This window comes from Sphingobacterium sp., from assembly GCF_039596235.1.
In the GTDB taxonomy this organism is placed as follows: domain Bacteria; phylum Bacteroidota; class Bacteroidia; order Sphingobacteriales; family Sphingobacteriaceae; genus Sphingobacterium.
In genome coordinates, this window is sequence record NZ_JBCNKE010000005.1 from 52,903 (window position 1) to 65,527 (window position 12,625).

General features: G+C 39.0%; 12 protein-coding genes. 3 read left to right on the forward strand and 9 right to left on the reverse strand.

What is annotated here, in order from left to right:
• Positions 1-105: 105 nt before the first annotated feature.
• Both ABDW32_RS12175 and ABDW32_RS12180 read left to right on the forward strand, forming a co-directional pair.
• Positions 106-1,092, forward strand: coding sequence for a pyruvate dehydrogenase complex E1 component subunit beta (locus ABDW32_RS12175; protein WP_343562736.1), 987 nt, complete (start codon positions 106-108; stop codon positions 1,090-1,092).
• A 100-nt stretch (positions 1,093-1,192) separates the two neighbouring features.
• Positions 1,193-1,948, forward strand: coding sequence for a DUF6263 family protein (locus ABDW32_RS12180; RefSeq protein WP_343562738.1), 756 nt, complete (start codon positions 1,193-1,195; stop codon positions 1,946-1,948).
• Between the two features lie 159 nt (positions 1,949-2,107).
• Here ABDW32_RS12180 and gcvH read toward each other — a convergent pair whose 3' ends face one another.
• On the reverse strand, positions 2,108-2,488 hold the full coding sequence (gene gcvH / locus ABDW32_RS12185; RefSeq protein WP_343562741.1) for a glycine cleavage system protein GcvH: 381 nt from the start codon (positions 2,486-2,488) through the stop codon (positions 2,108-2,110).
• 100 nt (positions 2,489-2,588) lie between these two features.
• Here gcvH and ABDW32_RS12190 point away from each other — a divergent pair, with 100 nt between their 5' ends.
• Positions 2,589-3,785, forward strand: coding sequence for an anhydro-N-acetylmuramic acid kinase (locus ABDW32_RS12190; RefSeq protein WP_343562743.1), 1,197 nt, complete (start codon positions 2,589-2,591; stop codon positions 3,783-3,785).
• Position 3,786: 1 nt separating this feature from the next.
• Here ABDW32_RS12190 and ABDW32_RS12195 read toward each other — a convergent pair whose 3' ends face one another.
• The 8 genes from ABDW32_RS12195 to ABDW32_RS12230 all read right to left on the reverse strand — a co-directional run bounded on the left by ABDW32_RS12195 (position 3,787) and on the right by ABDW32_RS12230 (position 12,623).
• Entirely contained in the window at positions 3,787-4,458 is a 672-nt protein-coding gene (locus ABDW32_RS12195; RefSeq protein ID WP_343562745.1) for a DUF2461 domain-containing protein, read from the reverse strand.
• 7 nt (positions 4,459-4,465) lie between these two features.
• Complete coding sequence (locus ABDW32_RS12200; protein WP_343562747.1) at positions 4,466-5,266, reverse strand: phosphatidate cytidylyltransferase; 801 nt, start codon at positions 5,264-5,266, stop codon at positions 4,466-4,468.
• Position 5,267: 1 nt separating this feature from the next.
• Positions 5,268-5,477 carry a DUF2007 domain-containing protein gene (locus ABDW32_RS12205; protein WP_343562749.1) on the reverse strand — a complete coding sequence of 70 codons (210 nt, stop codon included), beginning with the start codon at positions 5,475-5,477 and terminating at the stop codon, positions 5,268-5,270.
• Complete coding sequence (locus ABDW32_RS12210) at positions 5,452-6,375, reverse strand: CPBP family intramembrane glutamic endopeptidase (protein ID WP_343562750.1); 924 nt, start codon at positions 6,373-6,375, stop codon at positions 5,452-5,454. Before ABDW32_RS12210 ends, ABDW32_RS12205 begins: the two co-directional genes overlap by 26 nt.
• 386 nt (positions 6,376-6,761) lie before the next feature.
• Positions 6,762-10,082 (reverse strand): PDZ domain-containing protein, encoded by a 3,321-nt coding sequence (locus ABDW32_RS12215; RefSeq protein WP_343562751.1) that lies wholly within the window; start codon positions 10,080-10,082, stop codon positions 6,762-6,764.
• 213 nt (positions 10,083-10,295) lie between these two features.
• Entirely contained in the window at positions 10,296-11,048 is a 753-nt protein-coding gene (locus tag ABDW32_RS12220) for a C4-type zinc ribbon domain-containing protein (protein ID WP_077436898.1), read from the reverse strand.
• Positions 11,048-12,148, reverse strand: coding sequence for a Nif3-like dinuclear metal center hexameric protein (locus tag ABDW32_RS12225; RefSeq protein ID WP_343562755.1), 1,101 nt, complete (start codon positions 12,146-12,148; stop codon positions 11,048-11,050). Before ABDW32_RS12225 ends, ABDW32_RS12220 begins: the two co-directional genes overlap by 1 nt.
• The gene (locus ABDW32_RS12230) at positions 12,138-12,623 is read right to left on the reverse strand and encodes a hypothetical protein (protein WP_343562757.1); all 486 of its coding nucleotides are present in this window, start codon (positions 12,621-12,623) and stop codon (positions 12,138-12,140) included. The genes ABDW32_RS12225 and ABDW32_RS12230 overlap by 11 nt, the downstream gene beginning before the upstream one ends.
• Between the last annotated feature and the right edge of the window lie 2 nt (positions 12,624-12,625).

Here is a 12,625-nt window from a genome sequence, read left to right on the forward strand (position 1 = left end):
ATTAAAAAATGACATAAAACTATACATTTAAGCTAGTCAAATCTTCAAAATATCAATTTTAAATAGTAGATTTGTGATCTAAAAATTGACACTATTTTACAACTGATGAGAGAAATACAATTCAGAGAAGCACTTCGTGAAGCAATGAACGAAGAAATGCGTAAAGACGACAAAATATTTTTATTAGGTGAAGAAGTTGCTGAGTATAACGGTGCTTATAAAGTGAGCCAAGGTATGCTTGAGGAATTCGGCGCAAAACGTATCATTGATACACCTATTGCTGAACTTGGTTTTGCTGGTATCGCTGTTGGTGCAGCAATGAACGGTTTAAAACCAATTGTTGAATTCATGACATTCAACTTTTCACTTGTTGCAATTGACCAGGTGATCAATGCTGCTGCAAAAATCCACTCCATGAGCGGTGGACAGTTTTCTATTCCGATGGTCTTCCGTGGCCCAACAGGAAATGCAGGTCAGCTAGCTGCACAGCACTCTCAAAACTTTGAAAACTGGTTCGCAAATACACCGGGTTTAAAAGTGGTTGTTCCTTCTAACCCTTACGAAGCTAAAGGTTTATTGAAATCTGCTATCATTGATCCAGATCCAGTTATCTTTATGGAATCTGAGGTTATGTATGGCGATAAAGGTGAAGTCCCTGAAGAGGAATACTACTTAGAAATCGGAAAAGCAAACATCATTCAGGAAGGTACTGATGTTACTGTTGTTTCTTTCGGTAAAATGCTCCCTCGTGTTGTAATTCCTGCAGTTGAAGAACTTAAAAAAGAAGGTATCAGTGTAGAATTGATCGATTTGCGTTCTGTACGTCCTATTGATTACCCTACGCTTATTGAATCTGTAAAGAAAACAAACCGTCTGGTTATCGTAGAAGAAGCTTGGCCTTTGGCATCCATCTCTACCGACCTAGCATTTAATGTACAACGCAATGCATTTGATTATTTGGACGCTCCGGTAATCCGTGTAAATTGTGCTGATGTACCTCTTCCTTATGCACCAACTTTGATCGAAGCTGCGTTACCTAGCGTAGAAAAAGTAGTGAAAGCCGTAAAAGAAGTATCTTACATCAAAAAATAACCGAATTCTTTTTGAATCAAATAACAATCCCTTTTACTGACGTAAAAGGGATTTTTTTTATATTTACCTGTCCTGTTATTAACAATAAAAAATCCAATTGATGAAAAAACTAAAAACAATGGCCTCAACTGCTTTAATTGCATTGATCGCCCTATCTGTATCCGCGCAAAAGAAATACACGCTTCGGGTGAACCCCGACGAGAGCAAGAAAGTAGCGCAAAACGTTATCATGGCCATGGATATCGAAACTAATGGACAAAAGATTGTGACAGATTTAACAATGGGATTTGATATCACAAATACAGCTAAGAAAGATAATTCATTTTTATTTGAACTTAAATATACCGGTATCAATATGAAAATGAGTGGCGAGGCTATGGAAATGACTTACGACTCCAAAAATCCAGAAGCAAATGAATTTTCGAAGCAGATGCATGCTACAGTAGGGAAATTGGTAGATAGTAAAATTAGCTTCTCCATAGACCAATTGGGAAAATCCTCAGATATTACATTGCCAGAGGGGGTCAGTCTTCCTTTTGATCGAAGTATGTTTGAAAATATCAGCACAGTACTACCAGAGAATCCTATTGGCGTCGGAGAATCATGGACTTCAAAAGCCGAATCAGAGGAATCGGGTCTATTAATCGAAAACAAAATGACACTTGCAGAAGTAAATGAGCAAGGCTATAAAGTAAATGTGGAGGGGAAGATGTTTGGATCTGATGCAAAACAAGTGGGTAACATGCAAGGGTTCTATGTATTGGATAAGAAGACTTGTCTGACTAAAATAACGGAAATGACAAGTGATGTCGATATGCCCGAAGCAAAGATTAAAACGGTCATAAAATGCCAGTAGATGGCAACGATTGACGGTTCCTTACGGCCGATATACCTATCGCAGCAAGTGAATAGATCATTTCGTGAAAAAATACGAATCAATAAAATAGATGCTTTTAATAAAAAAAGACGGGGGTGATTATAAAAATTACCCCCGTCTTTTTTTGTCACGCCGATATTATGCGTTGATTTCTTCTTTGTATTGATCTGCAGATAATAATGCTTCCACATCTGCTGCGTTATTTAATTTAACACGGACAATCCAGCCTTCGCCATAAGGATCAGAATTCACCAGTTCAGGAGAAGCATCAATTGCCTCGTTAACCGATAAAATTGTAGCTGCTACAGGTAAAAATAGATCAGAAACTGTCTTTACAGCTTCGATTGTACCGAAAACTTCATTTGCGGCAACTTCCTCACCTACAGTATTAATGTCAACAAAAACGATGTCACCCAATTCACGTTGAGCGAAATCGGTAATCCCTACAACTGCTTCATCACCTTCAACACGAATCCATTCGTGATCTTTGGTGTATTTCAATTCTGCTGGAAAATTCATTGTATCTAATTTTTTGATTTTTAATGCCGTGAAGTTACAAAATATCTTCAATTGTCAAAAATGATATTCATTATAACATTTTTGTGTTTATTTTTAGATTATGAATCCGCAAATCGAAAAACTTTATCAGATCGCGCTAAAAAAGGAGCGTTTTATTATTGGCTTAATGTCAGGAACATCCTTAGACGGACTTGATGTCGCATTATGCCGAATTGAAAACGCGGGAAAGGCTACCAAGATAAGTTTAGAAAAGTTTATTACAATGGACTATGAAGATATTTTTAGAACCAAAGTCCGTGAAATATTCGCCAAAAGGACCATCGACCAGCAGTTACTGTCGGGACTTAATGCATACGTAGGTATCACCCACGCGAACCTGATCAATCAAGCATTGGCTAGCTGGAACATTTCAGCTGATCAGATAGATTGTATAGCTAGTCATGGACAAACGGTCTACCACGCACCGCAATCGTTAACGAAAGACCAAAATTGGCCCAATAGTACGCTACAAATCGGCGATGGAGACCATATAGCGAAACATACGGGAATAATTACATTATCGGATTTTAGACAAAAGCACATTGCTGCAGGAGGAGAGGGGGCACCTTTGGCAGCCTATGGGGATTACCTCCTTTTTTCCCATCCCACGGAAAACAGATTTTTACTAAATATAGGCGGTATTTCCAATTTCACTTTTATACCAAGTCATCAAAATAATCTGGAAGCCTATGCAACAGATCTGGGGCCGGGAAATACAATGATGAACCAGTATATGAAAGCTCATTTTAATCAGGAGATGGACAGAGATGCTATCGTTGCAAAAAAAGGTACAGTTAATGAATCGCTATTGGAGCGGCTCCTCGCCGAAGAATTTCTAAATCTAGCGTTTCCTAAAACAACAGGACCGGAATTATTCAATCTGGATTACCTGAAAGAGGCTCAAAGACGTTCAGAAACTTTAGGTTTATCAGCAGAAGATGTTATGGCCACGCTCAATCGCTTTTCAGCACAGGCGATGATCAATGGCATCCGCAAACAGGCCACTGGCTTATCCAATGTTTCGGTATATATCAGTGGTGGCGGATTACATAACCCTTTGCTTTTTGACTACATCAAAGCGAATCTACCGGACATCAAGGTAGACAGTTTCGCCACTCTGGGTATCGACCCTGATGCGAAAGAAGCTGTTCTTTTTGCCCTATTGGCCAATGAAACTCTTGTGGGAAACAAATCCAATGTCACACATATAAAAGATTCTCCAGCCGTATGTATGGGCAAAATCAGCCTACCACAGTAGACTATTCGCTGTCGATCGCCTCTTGTAAAAACTCCTTGAAGGGTAACATCTTTTTATAAGAGGCGATGATATTATCCAATGCGTTTGTGTTTGACAGGTCTTTAATTGACAAGGATTGATCCAAAACAAAACTTTTTAGCTTGATAAAATCTATGTAAGGGTTATCCTCAGCGTAACCGGCCGGAGCACGTTTAAGTAGATCTTGTTTAAACAGCGTTATTTTTCCATCATCCAATGTACGGTTCAGAATTGTTGCTATTTGTTCACCATTATAGTCAATCTCCTGCCTAATCGCTTCTAGATGCGGTTTTTCCGGTCGCCAATAACCACAGGCTATAAATGAATTTTCGGCGCCGATATGAATATAATATTCGGGACCATGGAGCTTTCTTCCGTCAACAGATATTCCGGCTCCGAACCACGTCTTATAAGGAGTTTTGTCATTTGAAAACCGGGTATCTCTATAGATACGGAATAAACATTTATTGGCTTGAATAGAGGTATTTATTTTTGGATCAAATTCACTAAGTGCAGCGATTAAGTCAGTTATAAAACTCCGTACATCTGCCAGTGCAGATTCATACTTTTCCCGGTTCTCCGCAAACCACTCCCTTGAATTATTTTCCTTTAATTCTGTCAAAAAATCAAAGGTAGATTTTTGAATATGACTCATAATTCTTCTAACTGATTAAAATTAAGAAAACATAGACCATCGGCGCAGCCAATAACAAGCCATCAAAACGATCGAGAAAACCGCCGTGTCCGGGTAAGATATTACCCGAATCCTTAACATGTAAGCTCCGCTTGAGCATCGATTCAACCAGATCTCCCAATGTACCAACAATACTAATGATCATGGCCACGATTATCCATTGCCACAAGGGCAAACTTCCAAAATATTTTTCAAGATTTATCGCGACAACAATGGCCAAAATAAAGCCCCCAAAGAATCCCTCCCAGGTCTTTTTTGGAGAGATACGTTCAAACAGTTTATGCTTTCCAAAACTCCGCCCTGCTAGATATGCTCCAGTATCATTCGTCCAAAGCAATATTAAAAACCCAAGCGGAATATAATGATTGAATACGCCATTGATAAAGCCTAGTTGCGCAAAAAGGAAGAAAGGTAAGGTGACATAACAGATTCCCAAAAATGTATAGGCGATATCACTAAAAGGAAAACTTCGTTTTTGAAAAAGTGAAAAAATGTACGTCAAACTAACCAATGGTGTAATAAGCCATAGGAATTTAGGTGCCAAATCACCCATGGCTACCATAGATCCTAGTGCAAATAATGTCGTCGCTAAAATAATTCCCAGTACCTTATTGGGTGCTCGCTCTTCCGACGATACGATTCCATAAAACTCAAATAGGCACCATGCACTCAATAGGGTAAAAAAAACGCTGTATAAATATGGCCCGAATAAGGTAGATGCCACCATGACAGCTACAAAAATGGCTCCGGTTATCGCTCTTGTCTTCATTCTAATTTTCTCCCGCTGCTTCTTCCATCAATCTTTCGGCAGTTTCAACCGAATTTTTATTCACATACAGCTCTATTTTTCCAAACAGATAAGAAGAATCCTGTTTATTCAATACCACAGTAGGAATACCGTTCTCCTCCAGCATCTGTTTTACTATTTCAGCCTGAATAGCATTTGTGTATGTTTTAATTTTCTTCCAGTCGTTCTCCATGGTTTTCTTTTTGTGTTGACAGATAAAATAAGAATACAAAAATAGCAGTAAAAATGAAGGCTACAACATATATCCACCAAGATTGCACTTCAAATGCATTGATTTCATCATAGCTTTTACCATTTCTGGTATAATAAAATGCCATGATTGTAGCCCCTGCATTGTTGACGAAATGGCCGAAAATAGGTAACCAGATATTTTTGCCCCACAGATAGAGGTAACCAAAAAATGCCCCCAATAACATCCGTGGTATAAAGCCAAAAAACTGCAGATGTATGGCACTAAAAACAATAGCTACAATCCAGATGACTACATGGGGATTGGATATCCATCTTCCGACAATATTTTGAAGGATACCGCGAAATAATAGCTCTTCACCTATTGCTGGTATCAAAGCCAAAACAACCAAGTTAAACAGAAATCCGACAAAACTTGTTTCTACGATAATCCCCTCAATCAGATCGCCCGATTCCCGCTCACTACGTTCCATCCAAACCTGCACGGATCGCATATTGTCCGGCAGCTGTAAGGATTCATTCCAATGTCCGATTAAACTCATCATTGGCATAAAAGCAAGCATAGCGAAAAAGATATAAGCAAACTGCTTTGCCCGCGGCTGATATTCCTGCTTAAAATAACGGATTCCGTACCCCTCCCGTGTATTCATCAGATAAGCTGGTACAACAAAGGATCCGAGACTACTCAACAATAACAAAAAACGCATTTCATTTGGGGAACCCTGCATAAGTATGGCCAATGAGAATACCTGCCCTGTAAATTTGTAGTAGAAAAAAAGGATAAGGATACCAATAACCTGTGAGAGAAAGGTAAATCCTATGACCAACAGGACCAGACGCAATAAAGATTGAAATGGGGATGTAGTTTGCTCGGGGTACATAAATTTTAAATATGCTTTAAAGATAACAATAAAAGCATGTTACTTTATAAAGTAGTCACAATTCAATCAAGCTTTCCGGATCTGAGGCTATTGAACACGAAGCAACAAATGACCTAAAACTATTTTAAACAAAGGAATATTTATTAAACACCATAAAAAAGCACTATATAAAGGAGACCTTTTCTTAGTGAGATAGAGGTCGACAGTACGATATAAAAAATTTGGTTGCCAGCTCAAGATGACTTTTTGAGAATGAAAAACGGGCAATTTTCGATCTGAAAATTGCCCGTTTTAGTAAACCAATTATTTGCTCAAAACCAAAATTTGCGAAGATTTACCAAAATCGACTTTATAAATACAACCTTTTCTCTATCGATATTGACTTATTAATTTACCCGTATTGGATCTGCTGGTTTCTGTAGATTTTTGTAAGGATAAGTTTTCATTTCTTCCAATAAAATCTTCACCGTTCTTTCCAATTGTGGATCACGTCCCTCTAACAAATCTTTCGGTAATTGCTCAACAAAGATATCTGGAGCAACACCTTCATTTTCTATAATCCAGTTTCCTTTCAGATCATATACACCAAAGTTAGGTGAGGTAATACGTCCACCATCCAACAACGGCGGATAGCCACTGATACCGACCAGAATACCCATTGTTGTGCGGCCAACCAGCTTACCAAGACCTTTAAAACGGAACATATAAGGCATCATATCACCACCCGAACCCGCATTTTCATTGATGATCATTGCTTTTGGACCATAAATACCATTGCCTGGTGTCGTAAAACCTCTACCATCGCGGATGCCCCAGCCGGAAATTAATTCCCGAGATAGTAAATCAATGACATAATCGGCTACCCAACCACCACCATTGTTTCTTTCGTCCATCAGAAGGGCCTTTTTATCCATCTGAGAGAAATAATATCGGTTGAAGTAGGTATAACCCTCCGGTCCGGTATTAGGCATGTATACGTAAGCTATTTGCCCATTACTTAACTGATCAACCTTCTTGCGGTTGCGCTCCACCCATTCCATGCTACGCAAGCTCATTTCGTCGGCAAAAGAAATTGGTTTTACAACAACTTCGCGGGCGCCAACCTGCGACGGTTTGGAATTAATTTTTAAAGTTACCTGTTTGCCTACAGTGTTATCAAATAAACTATAGATATCCTTTTCTTCGGTTAATTCGATACCGTTTACAGCAACGATATAATCACCTTCTTTGATATTTAACCCCGGCTCTGCCAGCGGCGCTTTAAAAGAAGGATTCCATTCCAAACGTGTAAATAACTTTCCAATCTGATAATAACCATTTTTGATTGTATAGTCTGCACCCAAAACACCTACCGAAACCGACGGAGTGGAAGGTTGATCTCCGGGATAAATATAGTTATGTCCAACAACCATTTCACCCATCATTTCGTTAAGCAAATAACCTAAATCCGAACGGTGGTTAACAAATGGTAGGAATTTTTCGTATTTGGCTTTCATCGCTTTCCAATCAGCGCCATGCATGTTCTCTACATAGAAATAGTCTTTCTGCATAGCCCAAACCTCGTTGAAAACTTGTTTCCATTCTGCGACAGGGTCTACCAGCTGTTGGATCCCATCCAATTTTATTGCGCCCGCAGTTGGAGATGCAACTTTCTGTCCAGCTGTCACGATATTATAACCATTTCCTGTCTGATATAACATTTTCTTGCCATCGGCACTAATTACAAAACTCCGTGCATTTTCAACCAATGTCTTATTTTCCAGTTCTTTAAAATCGAAAGCACCGATAGTGCCGCCGCGTTGGTAAGTCAACTGGTTTGGAACCAGGCCATTCAGGTTCCAATAGGTACCTACCGGCAAAGGCAGAGCTACAATACGGTTCTCGATGCGATCAAAATCTACCTGAATGGATTTATCTTCGGGCTTGTTTGCCGAATTTTCTTCCTTTTTATCATTTTTCGGTGCTTTTTTATCGTTCTCTTTTACGCGTGCCGTTTTATTGCTCTCTTTTTCTACTGGTTTGTCTGCCTTTTCTTCGCGAATCTGTTCTTCATCACTTTCGTTCTTAAAGAAAGAAGGGGTTTTGCTGGATAGAATGAAAGCATATACAGCATAGTCCACATTACGTTGCGTAGCCGACATATGCAGACCGGAATTGGTTAATCCAGTATTGGTGCTTGCTGTAAAGAAAAGATACTTACCATCCTGTGAAAAAGCTGTGCTACGAACAGAACTCATACCATCTGTAATCTGCTGCGTTTTCTTTGAATCCAAATTATACATAAATACTGCCGGTACGCCGTTTTCCAAAGTACGTGTAAATGAAATCCATTTTGAGTCTGGAGACCAGCTAGGCTGGAAATGATTGGATACTCTGCCGGTTTGACCACTCAGTTTATCATCTGCAACCTTCACAATAGCCTTCGATGCAATATCAATGTAATATAGATTGAGATGGGCATCGTTATAAAATAACTTTTTTGAATCCGGAGACCAGGTAGGTTCAAAATAAAAATTCGTTTCGCCCAGATTGAAATACAATGGCTGATCTTTTCCAAACTGATCCACTAAAACTAACTGGTAAGCGCCATTTTTATCCGAAATATAAGAAACCCATTTTCCATTTGGTGACCAATCTGGAAAACGTTCGTGTGAGCCCGGAGAATTCGACAAATTACGGGCTTCACCTTTTTCCTTAGGTACAGTGAAGATCTCTCCCCGTGACTCAAACAGGGCACGTTGACCGGTAGGAGACAGTGCCACATAGCGAATGTCTTCCTTGATATTTTTGTAAAAAGGACGCTTAAACATGGCATCCGTATGTACACTAATGTGTAGGGCAGTTATCTTATTATTGTTATTCAGGCTTAATGTATTCAAAATGCCTGCGTATTCAAAAATCAATTCATTGCCATTTCCATTTAGCGAGCGAACATCATAATCTTTGAAATCAGTCAGCTTTTCAACTTTCTTTGACTTGGTATCATAACTGAAAATATTTACTATTTTATCGCGATCTGATAGGAAATATACCTTGTTACCTAACCATAGGGGTTTGACATCGTTGCTTTTTACCTGTGGAATGGCTTCTATTTCCTTGGTTTTTGTATCAAAGATCCAAATGGTAGGTGTACCTCCACCACGGTAGCGTTTGAACGCTACACGATCGCGCTCCGTTGGATCAGTATTTTTAATATAAGCCCAATAGCGCCCATCTGCGGAAGGGCTGCCTTGCGTTGCTTCGGGCATCAATAAAGCCTTATCCATTCCCAGTCGCTGAATATTAGAACTATATAAGCGTGGGCTTAGCGCATAGGTGAAATCACGTGATGTGGTATAATATACTTCATCATTATTCAACCAGCCACGTAATACATCCGAAGAAGGATGATAGGTAATACGTTGAGGCTCTCCTCCTTCAATAGGAAGAACGTACACATCGGTGTTACCATCATAATTGCCCGTAAAAGCAATTTTCTTCCCGTCAGGGGAGAACATCGGATTTTGTTCGACACCGGGATTTGTGGTCAGACGTCTCGGGTTTGCACCATTCTTGTCTGCTAACCAGATATCTCCACCGTAGACAAAAGCGATATTACTGGCACTGATGCTTGGATTTCGGAGTAATAAAGTCTCTTGTCCTTTGACCTGTAGAAATGAAGTACCGATCAAAAGTGCCGCAATAAACTTAAAATGAGTTTTATTCATAAATTTTCAATGGTTAAAATTAATATGCGAAACTACTGCTTTATAGTACCTGCGATTCGCATACCAACTTCATAAAAATATAAAGGTTAAAATTACAATACAAAGCTACTATTTTATGAAACAAATAAGTTCGTATATCAACAAAGTTGCATAAAAAATATCTTAAAAAAAAAGCCCTGCTTTTTGAGCAGGGCTTTATTCTGTTATTAACGATTAGAAACCGTATTCTTGTTCAATTTCCAATACGATACCTTCGTCTACCAAAACGCGACCACAATGTTCGCAGATAATGATTTTTTTACGTTGACGAATCTCCGATTGCATCTGAGCAGGGATTTTATTGTGACATCCTGAACAGCTATCACGATCGATAGAAACGACCGCCAAACCATTTTTGAAAGAATTACGCAAACGGTAATAAACTTTTACCAAACGCTCTTCTATATTAGCTTCCGCTTCAGCAGCTTTAGCCAATAACGCATCTTCTTCCTTTTGGGTTTCAGAAGTAATTGTTTCCAATTCTTTCTTTTTACCCTCAAGTTCGTTTTTGCTATATTCCAGGTTACCTACGGTAGCATCGTAGTTTTCTGTTTTATTGCGAATCTCGAATTCTGCTTCTTTGATTCTTTTTTCACAAACCTGAATCTCAAGACCTTGGATTTCAATTTCTTTCGAAATAGCGTCATATTCACGATTATTTTTTACCTCATTTAACTGCGACTCATATTTCTTGATAGCAGCCTGGGCATCTTTAATCATGTTTTTACGCTTAACGATTGAATCTTCTAAATCGTCTAAGTCTGTTCTGATCTTCTCAATACGAGTTTCTAAACCCGCAATCTCATCTTCAAGATCTGCAACTTCCATAGGCAATTCACCACGAACCTGGCGAATTTTGTCTATTTTAGTATGTATGGCTTGCAAAAGCCATAATGCTTTCAATTTTTGTTCTACGGTTTGTTCCATCAACTGTAGTATTTTATAGGATTTGTATCTATTTCTGTTGTTAAGGTTGCAAAGTTAGGAAATTTTTTCGTAATAATGTCGTACAATAATTCTTGTGTAAATTGTTCGCTCTCAAAATGTCCCGTATCTGCAATGACAATCTCACCTTCTGCATCAAAAAACTCATGATATTTATAATCTGCTGTGACAAAAAAATCAGCACCAGAACGCTTTGCCGCCCCCAATAGGAAGCTACCTGCACCACCGCAAACTGCAACTCTACTCACCTTCTTTCCCAGAAGGGCTGTATGGCGAATTACATTTAGCTTGAGATTCTCTTTCAAATAAGCCAAAAATCCCAATTCATCCATGGGCTCGGATAAATTACCAATCATTCCAGCTCCAATTTCTCCAGCTGTATTCTGTAAATCGAAAAGATCATATGCAACTTCTTCGTAAGGATGTGCTTCATAGAGAGCCAAAAGAAGTTTTCTTTCAATCGAACGTTTATAGATCACTTCAATGCGTGTCTCTTCGACACGTTCCTGTGTTCCTATTTCGCCAATAGCGGGCTCAGCCCCCGCCAAAGGCCTAAAACTTCCATAACCGGCAGTATTAAAACTGCATTGATCGTAATGTTTTCCAATTTGACCGGCTCCGGCATCAAACAAAGCTTTCCGGACTTCTTCTACATGACTCCTGGGGACAAATACCACCATTTTGCGTAGTACATTTGGCTTGGATTCCAATATCGCCTGATTAACCAGTCCCAGTTTATCAGCTATTTTGGAATTGACCCCGCCAGTGACATTGTCCAAATTGGTATGTATCGCATAGAGCGCAATTCTATTTTCTATTGCTTTTATGACCGTTCGTTCTACATAGTTCTTTCCATTGAATTTTTTTAATCCTTTGAAAACAATGGGATGATGTGAAATAATCAAATTACATCCCTTTTCGATCGCTTCCTGTACTACCTCCTCCGTACAATCCAACGAAATCAATACTTTGGTAATCTCCTGATCTGCTTTGCCGACAATCAATCCTGCATTATCGTAAGTCTCCTGCAAATCCAATGGAGCCAACTGCTCCAGATATTGAATAACCGCTTTAATTTTCATCGTTTATAATAGCCTCCTTTTCTCGAAATTTATCATGTTCTTCCAAAATTCTACGATTTGAGCTGATATTAAACCAATAGTTAGCCAAGGTGACAAAGTGCATGATAACCAGCACGCCTGAAATAGCAATCGGCAACGGAATATTTGTCGCCAGGTAAATCCATGCATATAATGATCCTTTCCGAAATGTCGGATTTTCCTCAACCGCGATCTTGCGGTCGTAAAACTCATTGATAAGAGAATCTCTCAAACGGGAAGCGACTTGAAAATTCCAATAAATATTGACTAAAGGAACGGCTACCAGCCAAGATTGATTGGGTGTCATCAATCTATTTTCTACTGCTATCAGGTTTAACGTCCTACGAATGGTATTCGCAAATAACAACCAAATAATAATGCGTATAACAACGAGGCCTAACGCCGCGTATAATACTTCAGGTTTACTTAACTCTTTTATTAATTCTTCTTGTGACATTG